General features: G+C 63.3%; 14 protein-coding genes. 6 read left to right on the top strand and 8 right to left on the bottom strand.

Annotation, left to right across the window (positions count from 1 at the left end):
* The first annotated feature begins 342 nt into the window (after positions 1–342).
* The 3 genes from EJ071_RS25170 to waaF all read left to right on the top strand — a co-directional run bounded on the left by EJ071_RS25170 (position 343) and on the right by waaF (position 4,021).
* Positions 343–1,875, top strand: a complete 1,533-nt coding sequence (locus tag EJ071_RS25170) for an acyl-CoA carboxylase subunit beta (RefSeq protein ID WP_126100263.1) — start codon at positions 343–345, stop codon at positions 1,873–1,875.
* 286 nt (positions 1,876–2,161) lie between these two features.
* Entirely contained in the window at positions 2,162–2,938 is a 777-nt protein-coding gene (locus EJ071_RS25165) for a glycosyltransferase (RefSeq protein WP_245459967.1), read from the top strand.
* A gap of 60 nt (positions 2,939–2,998) precedes the next feature.
* Positions 2,999–4,021: a lipopolysaccharide heptosyltransferase II gene (gene waaF / locus EJ071_RS25160; RefSeq protein ID WP_126100261.1), complete on the top strand. Its 1,023-nt coding sequence runs from the start codon at positions 2,999–3,001 to the stop codon at positions 4,019–4,021.
* A 5-nt stretch (positions 4,022–4,026) separates the two neighbouring features.
* Here the strand turns inward: waaF and EJ071_RS25155 are convergent, their stop codons facing one another.
* Both EJ071_RS25155 and EJ071_RS25150 read right to left on the bottom strand, forming a co-directional pair.
* Positions 4,027–6,033 carry a hypothetical protein gene (locus EJ071_RS25155; protein ID WP_126100260.1) on the bottom strand — a complete coding sequence of 669 codons (2,007 nt, stop codon included), beginning with the start codon at positions 6,031–6,033 and terminating at the stop codon, positions 4,027–4,029.
* A complete protein-coding gene (locus EJ071_RS25150; RefSeq protein WP_126100259.1) occupies positions 6,030–7,556 on the bottom strand; it encodes an NAD(P)H-hydrate dehydratase in 1,527 nt (508 codons plus the stop codon). The genes EJ071_RS25155 and EJ071_RS25150 overlap by 4 nt, the downstream gene beginning before the upstream one ends.
* 346 nt (positions 7,557–7,902) lie before the next feature.
* On the opposite strand from EJ071_RS25150, the gene EJ071_RS25145 reads away from it, so the two are divergent.
* Positions 7,903–8,241: a P-II family nitrogen regulator gene (locus tag EJ071_RS25145; RefSeq protein ID WP_006205430.1), complete on the top strand. Its 339-nt coding sequence runs from the start codon at positions 7,903–7,905 to the stop codon at positions 8,239–8,241.
* A gap of 60 nt (positions 8,242–8,301) precedes the next feature.
* On the top strand, positions 8,302–9,711 hold the full coding sequence (glnA, locus tag EJ071_RS25140) for a type I glutamate--ammonia ligase (RefSeq protein WP_126100258.1): 1,410 nt from the start codon (positions 8,302–8,304) through the stop codon (positions 9,709–9,711).
* Between the two features lie 361 nt (positions 9,712–10,072).
* Here the strand turns inward: glnA and EJ071_RS25135 are convergent, their stop codons facing one another.
* Positions 10,073–11,113 (bottom strand): glutamine synthetase beta-grasp domain-containing protein, encoded by a 1,041-nt coding sequence (locus tag EJ071_RS25135; RefSeq protein WP_126100257.1) that lies wholly within the window; start codon positions 11,111–11,113, stop codon positions 10,073–10,075.
* A gap of 309 nt (positions 11,114–11,422) precedes the next feature.
* On the opposite strand from EJ071_RS25135, the gene EJ071_RS25130 reads away from it, so the two are divergent.
* A complete protein-coding gene (locus tag EJ071_RS25130; protein WP_126100256.1) occupies positions 11,423–11,614 on the top strand; it encodes a DUF2735 domain-containing protein in 192 nt (63 codons plus the stop codon).
* Positions 11,615–11,694: 80 nt separating this feature from the next.
* Here EJ071_RS25130 and EJ071_RS25125 read toward each other — a convergent pair whose 3' ends face one another.
* The 5 genes from EJ071_RS25125 to EJ071_RS25105 form a co-directional block, all read right to left on the bottom strand.
* Positions 11,695–13,584 carry an MFS transporter gene (locus tag EJ071_RS25125; RefSeq protein WP_126100255.1) on the bottom strand — a complete coding sequence of 630 codons (1,890 nt, stop codon included), beginning with the start codon at positions 13,582–13,584 and terminating at the stop codon, positions 11,695–11,697.
* 287 nt (positions 13,585–13,871) lie between these two features.
* Positions 13,872–14,663 (bottom strand): ATP12 family chaperone protein, encoded by a 792-nt coding sequence (locus EJ071_RS25120; RefSeq protein WP_126100254.1) that lies wholly within the window; start codon positions 14,661–14,663, stop codon positions 13,872–13,874.
* Between the two features lie 10 nt (positions 14,664–14,673).
* Positions 14,674–15,549: a DMT family transporter gene (locus EJ071_RS25115; protein WP_189521567.1), complete on the bottom strand. Its 876-nt coding sequence runs from the start codon at positions 15,547–15,549 to the stop codon at positions 14,674–14,676.
* 41 nt (positions 15,550–15,590) lie between these two features.
* The gene (locus tag EJ071_RS25110) at positions 15,591–16,577 is read right to left on the bottom strand and encodes an RluA family pseudouridine synthase (protein WP_126100252.1); all 987 of its coding nucleotides are present in this window, start codon (positions 16,575–16,577) and stop codon (positions 15,591–15,593) included.
* A gap of 223 nt (positions 16,578–16,800) precedes the next feature.
* Complete coding sequence (locus EJ071_RS25105) at positions 16,801–17,166, bottom strand: DUF779 domain-containing protein (RefSeq protein WP_126100251.1); 366 nt, start codon at positions 17,164–17,166, stop codon at positions 16,801–16,803.
* Positions 17,167–17,177 lie beyond the last annotated feature (11 nt).

The raw sequence follows: 17,177 nt of genomic DNA, 5'->3' as shown, positions 1-17,177 counted from the left end.
CGGCAGGGCGCAACCTGCCGTCGAAAATTGTCAGGAAACGACAAGGCGGCGGACGGAAGCGTCCGCGCGGCTGCGCTGTCGTGCCCGCGAGCTTCATGCTCCGGGGCTCTTTCGCCACCTTGCCGATCAACCGGAAAGAGGGAAAACAGACGCAACCAGTCTCATTCGTGGAGAAAGCCGGACAGAACCGGCCCAAGCGCCTATGCCGCCGCATATGGCCGAGTCCGGCCTAAAATGCAAGAGGTGATGTTGCAGTGCAGCAAATCCGCGGTCGAAACGCGCCGCTTGCGCTTGGCTGCCCTCGCCATTACCACAAATCACCTTTCCTTTTTGGGGGCAGCGATGAAGGACGTGCTGAAGGAACTCGAGCGCCGCCGCGAGATCGCCCGTATGGGCGGCGGCAAGGAACGGATCGAGGCCCAGCACAAGAAAGGCAAGCTCACCGCACGCGAGCGCATCGAGGTGTTCCTCGACGAGGGTTCTTTCGAGGAGTTCGACATGTATGTCGAGCACCGCTCCACCGATTTCGGCATGGAGAAGACCAAGATCGCGGGCGACGGCGTCGTCACCGGTTGGGGCACGGTCAATGGACGCCCCGTCTATCTGTTCGCCAAGGATTTCACCGTCTTCGGCGGCTCGCTGTCGGAGGCGCATGCGGAGAAAGTGGTCAAGGTCCAGGAGATGGCGCTGCGCAACCGCGCGCCGATCATCGGCCTCTACGATGCCGGCGGCGCCCGCATCCAGGAGGGGGTGGCCGCGCTCGGCGGCTATGCCGAGATTTTCCAGCGCAATGTGCTCGCCTCCGGCGTCATCCCGCAGATTTCGCTGATCATGGGTCCCTGCGCCGGCGGCGACGTCTATTCGCCCGCCATGACCGACTTCATCTTCATGGTGCGCGACACCTCCTACATGTTCGTCACCGGGCCGGATGTGGTGAAGACGGTGACCAACGAGACGGTGACCGCCGAGAGCCTGGGCGGCGCCACGGTGCACACGAACAGATCCTCCATCGCCGACGGCGCTTATGACAACGATGTCGAAGCGCTTCTGCAGATGCGCCGGCTGATCGATCTTTTGCCGGCCTCCAATACCGCCGAGATACCCGAGGTCGAATGCTACCAGTCGGTGACGGATCACGACCTGTCGCTCGACCGGCTGATCCCCGACAACGCCAACAAGCCTTACGACATCAAGGAACTGATCCTGAAAGTCGCCGACGAAGGCGACTTCTTCGAGATCCAGGCGAGTTTTGCCAAGAACATCGTCACCGGCTTCGGTCGCGTTGATGGTCGGACCGTCGGCTTCGTCGCCAACCAGCCGATGGTGCTGGCGGGCGTGCTCGATTCCGACGCCAGCCGCAAGGCGGCGCGCTTCGTGCGCTTCTGCGACTGTTTCTCGATCCCGATCGTCACCTTCGTCGACGTTCCGGGCTTCCTGCCCGGCACCGCGCAGGAATATGGCGGGCTGATCAAGCATGGCGCCAAGCTGCTCTTCGCGTATGCCGAGGCAACCGTGCCGAAGATCACCGTGATCACCCGCAAGGCCTATGGCGGTGCTTATGACGTGATGGCGTCAAAGCACCTGCGCGGCGACATGAACTATGCCTGGCCGACGGCGCAGATCGCGGTGATGGGCGCAAGGGGCGCGGTCGAGATCATCTACCGCAAGGACATCGGCAATGCGGAAAAGATCGCAGCCCACACAAAGGCTTACGAGGATCGCTTCCTGTCGCCCTTCGTCGCGGCCGAGCGTGGCTATGTCGATGAGGTGATCATGCCGCACTCGACGCGCCGCCGTATCGCGCGGGGGCTGCGCATGCTGCGCAACAAGGACATGCAGAACCCCTGGAAGAAGCACGACAACATTCCGCTGTGAGGCGTTCCGTCCAAGTCTCGCATCAAGTCGGCCAGCACTTCCATCAGAGATCTGTGCTTTCCAAATCATCGCCGCTTTGGAAGGTTGACAATTAGCATCTCCTGACGCCATTGATGCAGGAATGCTAATAACCTTGGCAACGAAGGGCGTTATTCCGTGCAAAGGCTATGGCGGGATAGAACGTCAGGTCGACTGGTTGGCCACTGAACTGGCCAGGCAGGGGCACCATGTCGTTCTCGTCGCCGGACCGGGATCTTCGCATCCACTGTGCGAAGTTAGGCATGCGGTGAGCGACGCCGAATGCCGCGCCGCGATCCCGCCGCACACCCAGATTGTTCACCTTCACGCGTGGAAGGTCGAAGTTCCCTTCCCGACCCTCAACACCGAGCGCGGCCATTTGCCGGACTATCCGCGGCCGCAACCGAACTGGAGCTTCATCAGCGCCCGGCACGCCCAGCTGCACGGCCGCAAGACCTTCGTCTACAACGGATTTCCGGTTGACGACTATCGGCCCGCCAAATCGAGGAACGACCATCTCCTCTTCATGGCGGCCATCGCACGTGCCGGAAAGGGCCTGAGCCGGGCAGTCGACCTTGCCAGGAAATTCGACTTCCCCCTCGATATCGCCGGCGGCTCGCGGTGGAAGCTGCTGGGCCGAAGCCAAACCCGCCGCGAGGGCGTCTTTTTCAAAAGTCTTCCTCGCCGCTATCGCTTCAACGGCGTCGTTGACGGCGAGGACAAGCTGCGCCTTCTCGGCGCATCGAAGGCCTTCCTCAATCCGATCGCCTGGGAAGAGCCCTTCGGCAATGCGCCGGTCGAGGCCATGCTGTGCGGCACGCCCGTTTTGACCACCCGGCGCGGCGCCTTGCCGGAAACGGTGGACGCGGACACCGGTCGGTTCTTCGAGAGCGACGAGGAGTTCGCCTGCGGTCTTGCCGAGATCGCGGACCTGTGTGCTCACAAATGCCGCGAATCGGCCGCCGACAGATTCCCGATCGCGAAAGCCGCGAAGGCCTATCTGGAACTCTACGCTCGCATCCTTGATGGCGAAGCGCTTCCGTGACAAGGAACCGGCGTGCCGGCCGTCCGCTGCGGCTGTGTCGGATCGAAAAGGTATCGCGCATTGCGCCCCATTCTCGTCTTCTGCTTGCCGGCAATCGGCGACTTCATCCGCTGCCACTCGGCAATCCAAATCATAGCAGCGAGGTTTCCCGGGCACCCGATCGATGTCGTCACCTCGCCGATCGCCGCGCCGCTAGCGCGATTGATGCCGCATGTCCGGAAAGCTTGGATAGTCGAAAGGCACTGGAGTCCCGGCCTCAGGGAACGGGCGCGCCTGGCGCGTGAACTCCGTCACGAGAACTATCAGACGGCCTATCTGCTCACCAGCAGCACCAAGGCGGCCCTGGTGCCATGGCTGGCGGGCATTCCCGAGCGCATCGGCTATCCGCGCGAGCTCCAGTTCGGCATCGTCAACCGGCTGCCGGCCGGATGGCTGCGAGCTATGGTGGCCTTCGGACCGCGCAAGACCAGGTTGTTCGAGCAGGTCTGCGCCGTCGCCATGTTGGGTGAACAGCCCGGCGGCGATATGCAGTTGCCCCAACCGCGAATGGTGGTTCCACCCGAGGATCTCTCAGCTTGGCGCGTCCGGCATGGGATCGACGCGGCAAGACCGGCACTGGCGCTTTACACTTCGGAATTCAGCAACTTCCGTTCATGGCCGGCGGAGCGTTTCATATCGATCGCCAAGGATCACGCCAGGCGCGGCTGGTCGGTCTGGATCGTCGGCGGCCCTCGCGAGCGCGAGGCCGCGGCCCGAATCAGAGCAGCGCTTCCGGAGGCAGTGGATTTCACATCGACTCCCGACATCGCCGACGCCATGTGCCAGATCGCCGCCTCGACCGTCTTTCTCGGCGTCGATGGCGGAATCTGCCATGCGGCAGCGGCTTTGAGGGGACCGTGCGTGCTCATCTTCGGATCAAACCGGTCTTATGAAACCGCGCCCGTGAACGACCACGTCCGGTTTCTAGAGCCGCCGGTATCGACGCCGAGTTGGGTCCGGGATACGCGCGGTGTCAGTGAGGAACGGGTGCTTGCGGCCCTGGCGGACGCTGTGGCGCACACTCCCCGCCTGCAAGGCGCCTGACCGGTCTACTTCTCTTCCGGCGCGCCAAAGCCCGCCCCCATGGTCGCGCGCTCGGCACTCGCCCAAGGCGTCGCATGGTTGTCGATGCGCATCTGGAACAGAAAGTAGGTCGGCGAGCAGAAGCCGATGCCCTTGACCTTGGCCGCGCCCGGCGTGTCGGACGGCAGCGACTGGCACATATAGTCCTCGCGGCAGAAATGCTCGGCCGAGCAGGCCGGGCGGTTGCCGCGATTGACGGCGCCGCCGAAACACTGGTCGAAATTGTTGGTCGCCACGCAGATGTCGAACTTCTTGCCGCCGACCAGGCCGCAGATTTCGCTCGGCATCGGCCTGCCGGCCTTGAAGGCGGAGAAGGCCAGATCCTTAGCGTCGCAGCCGCGATAGGCGAAGCCGCCTGGAACACCGATCTTGGGTGGACGGCAGGTATAGGCGGTGCGCGAAATCGCCGGCGCAAAGGCCGCGAACTGGCCGGTGATCTTGTAGCGGTCGTTGAAGGGCTGCGCGGCGTTGCTGGCAATGGTGCCGGTCAGGCAGGGATGGCCGGAAAACATCGCGGGACTGTCCTTGGGCAGCAGGCATTGCGCGAGTTTTGTTCGCACTCCTGACGCAGTCGCGATCGGCGTGCAAATCGTGCCGCTTCCGCATTGCCAACTGTTGCCAAAGCGAGCGGCGTCTTCCGGCACCAGGCATGGCATCGCGGTTTCTGCCGGCGCATAGGCGACCTCGCCGGTGTCTTTCCAGACCGCCGGCGGCGCGAAGGACAGCGGGCGAAATCGGTTGGGCTCCTTGCCCTCGGCCGTTGCCTGGAGCCACGCTTCGCGGCGCGGGATCTCGGCATGGAGATGCGGCGAGATGCCGACCTCGATGCGGTTGAGCGGCGAGGTCGTGCCGTCGTCGAGCCCGATGAAATGGAAACCAGCGGTCGAGCCCGCCTGATGGCAGCCCTGGCAGGCGCCGTTGTCGAGCCGTTCGACCAAGGCTTCCGGCGTGCGCGCCAGTGAAAACTTCGAATAGTCGAGGTCGGCAAACTCTTCCGGGTCGATGAGCGGCGTGAACGAATGGTTGGCCTGCCTGGCGCTGCCGAAGGTCGACCACGAGATGACTTTCTTCGCCAGGAATTCATCCGGGATTTCGTAGACGCCGAGATCGACCGCCGCAGCATTGGCGCGGACATAGTCGGCAAGTTTTGCTTTCAACTGTGCGTCTTCCGCAATGCGTGCGGTGTCGGGCGTGTTTTCCAGCGGCTTCGCGCTGACGGCTGCCCCGTCGATGCTGAAGATCCGCATGAGATAGGCGGCCTGCCCGCCGAACTCGGTCTCCTGGCCGGAAGGAAAGCGCACCACCTCGGCGTTGAGTTCGAGCTGCTTGAAGGAGAGGCTCGGTTTTTCCAGCGGTCCGCCGGTCAGCCAGCCGGCATCGACCGCCTCGTCGAGCTGGGGCGTCCACCGTCCGGCAGCACCGGTACAGCCGCCGTCGGCGTCCGCAGCGACGCGGTAGACGGCATTGAAGTTGAACGGCAGCCGCGAGGCCAAAACCTTGCCGCTCTTCTTGAAACTATAGGCAAGGCGGTAGACGAAACGCACCTCGCCGCAGCCAGGCTCCTTGCCGAGTTCCGCGAAGTCGCGCCGGTCGAGCCGGTTGACGACGCCGACGAGGCGGAAGCGCGCGGCGTTGGTCTTCAGCCAGCGCATGTCGATGATGCGGCCGACATTGCGGTCGGTGACTTCATAGAGCGGCCGGCCGCCGGCCTTCACGTCGGCGCGGAGTCCCGCGACGTCGGCGGACACGATGTCGATGATGGCGTGGTAAGCCGGCGCCGCGTCGTAGAGCGTTTTCAGGTCGTCCTTGCCGCCGGCACCGAAGATGCCGGCGAAGCCGAAGCCCTTGGCATCGAGCGCGGCGAGCACGTGCGGATCGTCCACGATCGTGACTGTACGACTGGCGGCATGAACCGCCCGCGCGCCAAAGACAGTAATGGCGGCGACCGCGACGAGGATCGACAGCCGCGTCATCGGGCGGCCATCCCGCTTTCCACCAACTCGCGCAGCACAGGCACCATGGCCAAAGGCAAATCTTCAGCGATCAGTCCGGGTCCGAACCGGCTGCCGGCTTCGGCATGAACCCAGACGGCAGCGCAGGCCGCTTCGAACGCCGGCATACCCTGAGCCAGCAGCCCGGCGATGATCCCTGCCAACACATCGCCGGAGCCCGCGGTGGCGAGCCATGGCGCGCCGTTGCTGTTGATGGCAGCGCGGCCATCCGGCGCGGCGATCACCGTATCGGCCCCCTTGTAGATGACGGTGGCATTGGCCCGTGCCGCCGCCGCTCGCGCCTTGGCGAGTTTCGAAAGCGCCTTGTCGTCCGCGATGTCAGGGAACAGCCGGCCGAGTTCACCCTCATGCGGCGTCATCACCAGCGCCGGCGCGCCGGATCCGCGGGCCGCCTGGAACAGTGTCTCAGGCTCGTCGCGAAACGAGGTGATGCCGTCGGCGTCGAGCACCAGCCCTTCAACGCCGGTGTCCCACGCTTGCCCGGCGCCGAGCAGCGCAAGGGCAAAATCGCGCGCCTTTTCGCCGACGCCAAACCCCGGGCCGAGCACAAAGGACGAAGGGCGGCGATCGGTGAGGAAAGCGCCGAGATCGGCAGCCGCATCGGCCTTGCGCAGCATGATCGAGGTCAGATGGGCGGCGTTCACCTGCATGGCGTTCGCCGGCGACAGAACTGTAACCGCCCCTGCCCCGCTTCTTGCGGCCGCCAGCGCCGACAAGCGCGCGGCACCTGTCGCGGAAGGTCCGCCGGAAAAGACGCTCGCATGGCCCCGCCTGTATTTGTGCGCATCGACAGCCGGGACCGGAAAGGTGGCCAGCCAGAGTGCCGGCCCGTTCTCGAAGGTTCGCGGCGCGATCCGGGCGATGACTTCGTCACCGATGCCGATGTCTGCAAGCACGATCTCGCCGCATTGCTCGCGGCCAGGCAAAAGCAGATGTCCGGGCTTTTTTCGCGCGAAGGTCACGGTCGTGGCCGCGCGGAACGCGCTGCCGAGGATATCGCCGCTTTCGCCGGAAACGCCGGAAGGCAGGTCTACAGCGACGACCGGCAAGCCGAGATTCGTCACGACCTGCACCGCCCTGGCGGCGTCGCCCGAAAGCGGCTTTGAGAGCCCTGCGCCGTACAGCGCGTCGACCACGAGCGTGCCGGGCTCGGCGGCGAAGGCGGACAGCGGTCGACGCTCGAGCGGGCAGTCGGCCGCGGCAAGCGCGGCGTCGCCGCCTGCCCGCGGCTCGCCTGACACCCACATCGCGACGTCGACGCCGCTCTCTTGGAGCAGCCGCGCCACGACATAACCGTCGCCGCCATTGTTGCCGGGGCCACACAGCACGTGCACCCGTGTCGCCGCCGGATAGCGTGCCAGGACCTCGGCCGCGACCGCCGCGCCGGCTCGGCGCATCAACCCGTAGCCGTCGAGCGGACCTTCCGCGATCGCCAGTCGGTCAGCCTTGGCCATTTCGGCCGGTGAAAGAAGTTCATTGTGCATGGGATTGCCGATCTCCATCCGATCAAGCATTGTCCGATTTGCGGTTCGAAGCAAACAGCAGCGGCCGAATGCCAGTCCAAAGCGGCGGCGCCTGGAGGGGAATCTGCCTGCAAATTGCGCTATATGCCCAAATTTTGCGCAGACGGATGGAGGAGCGATGTATAGGCTTTGGGCGTCGATGACGCATCCAATGCAGCCGATGACGCGAATTTGCATCCGGGTGCTGCATGGCATCTGAATCGCCCGATACCGTCTCCAACAACCTGGAATTGGCACGCTTCGTGCTTGATGGAGGCGCAAGCGGGGCGCACAACCCGTCTCTTTGGCAGTGGAGGCCACTTTCTACATGAAAAAAATCGAAGCGATCATCAAGCCATTCAAGCTGGACGAAGTGAAGGAAGCGCTTCAGGAGGCCGGACTGCAGGGCATCACCGTTACCGAGGCCAAAGGCTTTGGCCGGCAGAAGGGCCACACCGAACTCTATCGGGGTGCCGAATATGTCGTCGACTTCCTGCCCAAGGTGAAGATCGAGGTGGTGCTCGGCGACGATGCCGTCGAAGGCGCCATCGAAGCCATCCGCAAGGCGGCGCAGACCGGCCGCATCGGCGACGGCAAGATCTTCGTCTCCAACATCGAGGAAGTCGTCCGCATCCGCACCGGCGAGACCGGCATGGACGCCGTCTGACGCCATCCATCTTTCTGAACCGTCATCATCAAAAAACGTCATCACACAGGGATACATGACATGACGACAGCCAAAGACATCATGAAGCAGATCAAGGACAACGACGTGAAGTTCGTCGACCTGCGCTTCACCGATCCGCGGGGCAAGCTGCAGCATGTGACGATGGATGTCGTCGAAGTCGAGGAAGACATGTTCGCCGACGGCGTGATGTTCGACGGCTCCTCGATCGCCGGCTGGAAGGCGATCAACGAGTCCGACATGGTGCTGATGCCGGACACGGATACCGTCCACATGGATCCGTTCTTTGCCCAGTCGACCATGGTCATCCTGTGCGACATCCTCGATCCGGTATCCGGCGAGGCCTATAACCGCGACCCGCGCGGCACCGCCAAGAAGGCCGAGGCCTACATGAAGTCGGAAGGCATCGGCGACACCGTCTATGTCGGCCCGGAAGCCGAGTTCTTCGTGTTCGACGACGTCAAGTACAAGGTCGATCCCTACAACACCGGTTTCCGCCTCGACTCGACCGAGCTGCCGTCCAACGACGACACCGACTACGAGACGGGCAATCTCGGCCACCGTCCGCGCATCAAGGGCGGCTATTTCCCTGTGCCGCCGGTCGATTCCTGCCAGGACATGCGCTCCGAGATGCTGACCGTGCTTGCCGAGATGGGCGTGCGCGTCGAGAAGCATCACCACGAGGTCGCCGCCGCCCAGCACGAGCTCGGCATCAAGTTCGACACGCTGGTGCGAAACGCCGACAAGATGCTGATCTACAAGTATGTCGTGCACCAGGTCGCCAATGCCTATGGCAAGACGGCCACCTTCATGCCGAAGCCGGTGTTCGGCGACAACGGCTCGGGCATGCACGTCCACCAGTCGATCTGGAAGGGCGGCAAGCCGACCTTCGCCGGCAACGAATATGCCGGCCTGTCGGAGACCTGCCTGTTCTATATCGGCGGCATCATCAAGCACGCCAAGGCGATCAACGCCTTCACCAACCCGCTGACCAACTCCTACAAGCGTCTGGTGCCGGGTTACGAAGCGCCGGTGCTGCTCGCCTATTCGGCGCGCAACCGCTCGGCCTCCTGCCGCATTCCGTTCGGCTCGTCGCCGAAGTCGAAGCGCGTCGAGGTCCGCTTCCCCGATCCGGGCGCGAACCCCTATCTCGGCTTCGCCGCCATGCTGATGGCGGGCCTCGACGGCATCAAGAACAAGATTCATCCCGGGCAGCCGATGGACAAGGATCTCTACGACCTGCCGCCGAAGGAATTGAAGAAGATCCCGACCGTCTGCGGCTCGCTGCGCGAAGCGCTGCAGAGCCTCGACAAGGACCGCGGCTTCCTGAAGGCCGGCGGCGTCTTCGACGACGACCAGATCGACTCTTACATCGAGCTGAAAATGGCCGAGGTCATGCGCTTCGAAATGACCCCGCACCCGGTCGAGTACGACATGTACTATTCGGTCTAAAACTTTGATCGAATAGAAAATTCAGCCCTTGGAAGGGAAAGCTTCCAAGGGCTTTCATTTGCTCTATTTCGCCGCCCCATGGCGGCAACCGCACTCCTGGCATGCCGCACGAGATCGTAGAGCGGTTCACCGTTTCACGGAAACGCCGAACCGCTCTCTCTTTTGTGTTTTTACGCAATTCCGGACGGAAAACCGTTACACACTTTTCCTGGAATTGCTCTGGTGGCGTCATCGCCGACTGACCGCTGCGCGGCGGAACTCTCACCGATCCCCACGCAAAAAGCCCCGGCGTTTTTCCCACCGGGGCTTTTTTTGTCATTCACGTCACGCCGCGGACCTGCAGCCCGTGCCGATAAGAGGATCAGGCGGCCGCCGAGACCTTCGCGTCGGTCGGGACCTGCGAGATCGTCTTCAGGACCTGCGAGGCGATCTGGTAGGGGTCGCCCTGCGAGTTCGGGCGACGATCTTCCAGATAGCCCTTGTAGTCGTTCTTGACGAAGGAGTGCGGCACGCGGATCGAGGCGCCGCGGTCGGCGACGCCGTAGGAGAACTTATTCCACGGCGCGGTCTCGTGCTTGCCGGTCAGGCGCTTGTCGTTGTCCGGGCCGTAGACGGCGATGTGGTCCATCAGGTTCTTATCGAACTGGGCCATCAGCGCCTCGAAATAGGCCTTGCCGCCGACTTCACGCATATAGGTGGTGGAGAAGTTGCAGTGCATGCCCGAGCCGTTCCAGTCGGTGTCGCCGAGCGGCTTGCAGTGGAACTCGATGTCGATGCCGTACTGCTCGGTCAAGCGCAGAAGCAGGTAGCGCGCCATCCACATCTGGTCGGCGGCCTTCTTGGAGCCCTTGCCGAAGATCTGGAATTCCCACTGGCCCTTCGCCACTTCGGCGTTGATGCCTTCATGGTTGATGCCGGCGGCCAGGCAGAGGTCGAGATGCTCCTCGACGATCTTGCGGGCGACATCGCCGACATTCTTGTAGCCGACGCCGGTGTAGTACGGGCCCTGCGGTGCCGGATAGCCGCTCTCGGGGAAGCCGAGCGGACGGCCGTCCTTGTAGAAGAAATACTCCTGCTCGAAGCCGAACCAGGCGCCTTCGTCATCGAGGATGGTGGCGCGCTTGTTGGAGACATGCGGCGTCACGCCGTCGGGCATCATGACTTCGCACATGACCAGCACGCCATTGGTGCGGGCTGGATCTGGATAGACGGCGACGGGCTTGAGCACGCAGTCGGAGCTGTGGCCCTCGGCCTGGTTCGTTGAGGAGCCGTCGAAGCCCCACAGCGGCAGCTGCTCGAGCGTCGGGAACTCGGCAAACTCCTTGATCTGGGTCTTGCCGCGCAGGCTGGGGGTCGGGACGTATCCGTCGAGCCAGATATACTCGAGCTTGTATTTGGTCATTCCAGTGCCTCTCGTTGCTTGGACGCCGCAAGGCGGCATCAATGCATGGCCGTGCTGGCCGGCCTGCCGGTCGTTAAAATGCAATTCGTGTGCCACTCTCCCCGCGCCGGGTGCGGCAAAATGGTCGTCGCAAAGCGCTGAATTTGCTGAGCCGCCTCAGCAATGCGCGGTAATCGTCCAGGCGTGAGATATGCATAAATAATGGGCAAATACTGATCTTTTTGTGAGCATATTGCCTAAATGAATCGCAGAACCTATCTTGGGGAAAGATTGAATCGACAAGCTCCTGAAAAAGAAAGGAGGCCGCCAATGGAAGTCACCACGTCCCGTCCGTCGGCAAAGATTCTGATGTTCCCGCTTGCAGGCCGGGCGACTGCCTCAAATTTAGGCGCAAAGGCCAAATTCGCGGCAGAGCTTGCCTCGCTGCGCAATACGCACGCCGATTTCGACGGCTGGTACCATGAGGCGGCGATCGAGGAAGAGAACCAGCGCAAGAGCTGACTTCCTCCTGCAACGCTTTTCGCATGAAAAAGCCCGGCGCGAGCTCGCGCCGGGCTTTTCCTTTGCAGAGGATCGATCGCCTATTGCTTGGCGTGCAGGTCGGTGCCGAGCGTGTCCCTGACAAAGATCATGCCGATGATCAGCGACATCGCGGAGATCAGCACCGGATACCAGAGACCGTAATAGATGTCGCCCTTATAGGCGCTCAGCGCGAACACCGTCGCCGGCAGCAGGCCGCCGAACCAGCCATTGCCGATATGGTAGGGCAGCGACATGCCGGTGTAGCGGATGCGGGTCGGGAACATCTCGACCAGGATCGCGGCGATCGGTCCGTAGACCATGGTCACGAACACCACCAGGATGAACAGGATGCCGATGGTCACCGGCCAGTTAATGGCCGCCGGATCGGCCACCATGGCGAAGGGACCGCCGCCGGGGATGTTGTAGACGGCGATCTCGGGTGCGCCCGCGGCTTCCTCGGTGGTGAGCAGTTTGTCCTTGACCGCCTGCTCGGTCGGAACCGCTGCCTTCTCGCCGCCGCGGATCGCAGCCGCATCGAGCTTCAACTCCGGATTGGCCGCGACGAAGGCGTCGAGCTTCTGATCCGGCACCTTGATCGCGCCGCGCTTCAGCGGATAGCCGCCGTCCTGCAGCGACATGTTCACCGCCTTCTGGAAGGCGGCCTCCTTGGCCTTGGCCTGATCCCCTGCGGCGACGGCGTCGTAGGACGGCACCGTCTCGTTGCCGATCTTGACCGTGGCTGCGGCGCCAGGTGCTGCCGTCGATACGACGTCGTAAGGCACCGAGTTCTTGGTCAGAAACGAGGTCGCGATATCGCAGGATGTCGTGAACTTCGCCGTGCCGACCGGGTTGAACTGGAACCGGCAGTCGCCGGGCGCTGCCGTCACCGTCGCACGCGTGTTCTGCTGAGCGGTGGCCAAGGCCGGGTTGGCAGCCCAGGTCAGCGCCTTGAACAGCGGGAAGGTGCAGACGATGCCGAGCGCCAGGCCGGCCATGATGATCGGCTTGCGGCCGATCTTGTCGGACAGCCAACCGAACACGACAAAGAAGATCGAGCCGACAGCCAGCGCGATCGCGATCATGACGTTGACCGACCACGCGTCGACCTTCAGCACATTCTGCAGGAAGAACAACGCATAGAATTGGCCATTGTACCAGATGACGGCCTGGCCGGCGGTGAGGCCGAGCAGCGCGAGCAGCGCGATCTTGGCGTTCTTCCACTGCCCGAAAGCTTCGGACAACGGCGCCTTGGAGCCCTTGCCCTCGTCCTTCATGCGCTGGAAGGTCGGCGACTCCGAGAGCGACAGCCGGATCCAGATCGAGATGGCAAGCAGCAGGAAAGAGACGATGAAGGGAATGCGCCAGCCCCAGTCGGCGTAGGTTTCTTTGCTGAGCGAACTCTGGACGAGCAGGATGACGATCAGCGACAGGAACAGGCCGAGCGTCGCCGTGGTCTGTATCCAGGAGGTGTAGTAGCCGCGGCGATCGTCGGGCGCGTGCTCGGCGACATAGGTCGCCGCACCGCCATATTCGCCGCCGAGCGCCAGGCCCTGCAGCATGCGCAGCCCGATCAGGATCACGGGTGCCGCGATGCCCAAGCTCGCGTAGCCGGGCAGCAGGCCGACCAGGAAGGTCGACAGACCCATGATCGTCATGGTGACGAGAAAGGTGTATTTGCGGCCGACAAGGTCGCCGATGCGGCCAAACACCAGCGCGCCGAACGGGCGGACGAGGAAGCCGGCGGCAAAGGCCAGCAGCGCGAAGATGTTGCGCGTCGCCTCGGGGATGGTCGGGCTGAAGAAGGTCGCGCCGATGAAAGCGGCCAGCGAACCGTAGAGATAGAAATCGTACCATTCGAAAACGGTGCCGAGCGAAGAGGCGAAGATGACCTTCTTTTCCTCCCGCGTCATGCCGCGGCTTGTTCTGCCGGCGGTCGAAGCCATTACCATTGATATATCCTCCCGTGGATCCCGTCTGTCCTCGATGGCTGCGCGCCACCGTCCGCAATTCCTGCGAACGCGGACTCGAAAAACGCAACCAACGAAGGAAAAAATGGCAGAAAGCGCAGGCGAAAGGCACCGCGACGATGGGATTATGACTTTCGTATTAGGTGCAGCGCGAAAGCGGAGCAGAGCGCTTGGAGTGGCTCAGCTCCGGTGGATCGCTGATCCAGTCCAGGTTTTGCTTTACGCAATTCCAGACGGAAAACCGCTGCACACTTTTCCTGGAATTGCTTCTACGCTTTCAGCGCCTCGAGCAGGTCGACCGCCGCCACCATGTCGCGTTCGCGGGCAGAGCGGCGCGCGACGGCCTCGGCATCCTGGCCCCAATGCTCGATCTGCCAGTCCTCGTCGACATGGCCGGCCGCCCATGCTTCCTCGCCGTCGATCTCACCGAAATCGACGGCTAAAGCCAGCAGCGCCGATCCAGTGAGCGAGGTCATGACATGGATCGCCGCCAGACGCAGCGGCTCGCTGCGCTGGGCAAGATGGGCGCCAAGCACGGCGATCGTCTCGCGCGGCTGCTCGACATGGATGACGCCTTCGGCAAGATTGAAGCGCGCGCCAAGGCGGCTCCTCGCCCAATCGAGGACCGGGTCCCAGAGCTTGTTTTGCCGATCGACCAGTCCTTGCGGGCCATCGGCGCGGTAGCAGAGCAGGTCCGACGAAGCGAAGCGCAGGACATCCTCCAGCACCGCTTGCGGGTCGCTGGCGACGCCGTCGATGGCGGTGTTGGCAAGCCGCATGACCGGCATGGTGACCGGATCGATGACCTCGCTCTGCGCGGAGAATTCGTCCGCCACCAGCGTTGCGGCTCTTTCCGTCGGCAGCGCCAGCAGCGCCTTTCCCGGCGTGCGGACCGGCCTGCCGTCGAGATGGACGGCAAACCCACCTTCGACCGGCACGACCGAAACCGCCTTGTAGAAGCGCTTCGGCAGCGGCGTCTTCATCTGGATCTGGGCGCGGCGCACCGGATCGGGATCGGAGAGCAGTTTTCCCGCTTCGAGGTCTTCGAGGATGTCGCGCATGTCGAACTCCTTACACTGTGGGCTGCCTGCGCGCCGGGCGATTGACGATGATCAGCCCGGCGGCGATCAGCGCCAGCGCCAGGAAAATCCTGATCGTCAGCGGCTCGCCCAACAGCACCGCGCCACACAGAACGCCGAACACCGGTGACAGGAAAGCGAAGCTCGACAAGCCTGCTGCCGGATAGCGCGTCAGCAACCAGAACCACAACACATAGGTGAAGGCGACGATATAGAAAGACTGGAACATCAAAGCCAGTGTCGGCAATGCAGCGAACGCGCGGATCGGCGGTCCGGCGAACGGCATCACCAGGGCACCGACGATGGCGGCGCCCGCCAATTGATAAAGCAAGAGCTTCTCGGCGCTGGTCCCGACCAGCTTCGACCGCTTGATGACGATGCTGGTCAACGCCCAGAGGATGCCAGAGACGAGGCTGAGCAGATCACCCGTCAGCGTCGCGTCCTTGCCGGCGACGATGCCGTCGGAGAACACGGCCAGCAGGCCGCAAAAGGCCAGCACGAGACCGCCAAGCTTGCGCGCATTGATGCGCTCGCCGAGCAGGAAGTGGCCGCCGACCAGCACCCAGAAAGGCATGGTGTTGACCAAGAGCGTGTTGCGGGCAACGGTCGTGTACTCCAGCCCGATATAGAGGAACAGGAACTCGACACCGAAGAGCACCCCGACGGCAGCGCCGACGATCAGTGTCCCGTCCGCTTCGAACAGCTTGATGCCGCGCAGCCGGCACCAGCCGAGAACGCAGAGACCGCCGAGGATCGAGCGCGCGATCGACACGAACACCGGGTCGTAGCCAGCATAGGAGACCTTGGCGGCGACATAGTTCAGCCCCCAGGACAGCGTCAGCCCGACCATCATGGCGGCTGCCGTCATGTCGACCGTATCGCGGCGGTCCAGCATATCGGTGGCGCCACTCAATTGAAGTCCTCCGCGCTCTGCTCGTCGAAGCCGAGCAGGTTCCAGCTCTGGCGCATATGCGGCGGCATCGGCGCTGTGACATCGATGACGCCCTGGTCGGGATGGGGGATGACGATGCGGCGCGCATGAAGATGCAGACGGTTCTGGATACCGCCCGGAAATTCCCAATTGGTATCGGCCTCGAAATATTTGGGGTCGCCGATGATCGGGCAGCCGATATGGGCGGCATGGACGCGAAGCTGATGAGTGCGGCCGGTATAAGGCTCCATCTCCAGCCAGGACAGCGACTGCGCCGCCTGCTCGACGATGCGGTAGTAGGACACGGCATGGTCGGCGCCCTTCTCGCCATGCTTGGCGATGCGGACGCGGTCGCCGTCCGGCGTCGCCTCCTTGACCAGCCAGGTCGAGATCTTGTCCTCGCGCTTCGGCGGCACGCCCTTGACCAAGGCCCAATAGGTCTTCTTGGTCTCGCGGGCCCTGAACGCTTCCGACAGCTTCATCGCCGCAAGGCGGGTGCGGGCAACGACCAGCACGCCGGAGGTGTCGCGATCGAGGCGGTGGACGAGGCGCGGCTTCTCGCCTTTCTGGTTGCGCCAGGCCTCCAGCATGTCGTCGACATTGCGCGTGACGCCGGAGCCGCCCTGCACGGCCAAGCCGGCCGGCTTGTTGAAGACGAAGACTTTTGGATCCTCGTGCAGCAGCATCTTGGCCAGCACATCGGCATCGCCCTGGTTGCGGATCGAGTGGCCGGTGAGCGGGGCATCGCCCTTCTTGTCGACGTCGAGCGGCGGGATGCGGACGGTCTGGCCGGGCTCGACCCGCGTGTCTGCCTTCACCCGGCCGCCATCGATGCGGACCTGGCCGGAGCGCAAGAGCTTCTGCAGGTGGCCAAAGCCAAGGCCCGGATAGTGGACCTTGAACCAGCGGTCGAGCCGCATGCCCGCCTCGCCGGCTTCCACCGTGATTTGTTCAACACCTGCCATGGATACGCTTTTCCGTTTGAAAGCGGCGCCATAGCACTAAAGCAGGTCGCCCAAAAGTGCGGAGCGGTTTTGGGAGAACGACATGCTCAAAACAAAGACTTAAAGCACGTCGCCTGAATAGCTCAGCGCGACGTGCTTAAGGCAGGCGGGTTGCGAGCCACAGACCCAACAAAGCGCGACGATTACCCCAATCGTCGCGGATCGGTAGGTTTCTCCCGTCCAGTCAATTCTTCGAAGATGGCGCTGACACGGCACAGACCGTCGAGCGCGTCAGAAACCGCTTCTCGCGGCCATTGTCGAGCGAGAACATGCCGCCCCTGCCCGGCACGACGTCGATGATGAGGTCGGTGTGCTTCCACGCCTCGAATTGCGAGGCGCTGATATAGACCGGTGTGTCGCCGATCTCGCCCAACCTCACATCATTGTCGCCGATCATGAACTCGCCGCGCGGGTAGCACATCGGCGAGGACCCGTCGCAGCAACCGCCGGACTGGTGGAACAGCACCGGCCCGTGATCGGCGATGATCTCGGCGAGCAACACTTCGGCCTCGGGCGTGGCCGACACTTTGCCCAACGAGTCCTTGTCCATGCGATCCTCCT

This window comes from Mesorhizobium sp. M1B.F.Ca.ET.045.04.1.1 (genome assembly GCF_003952465.1).
GTDB lineage: Bacteria > Pseudomonadota > Alphaproteobacteria > Rhizobiales > Rhizobiaceae > Mesorhizobium > Mesorhizobium shonense.
The sequence above is the reverse complement of the archived record's forward strand: the minus strand, read 5'-3'. Positions and strand labels throughout refer to the sequence as shown.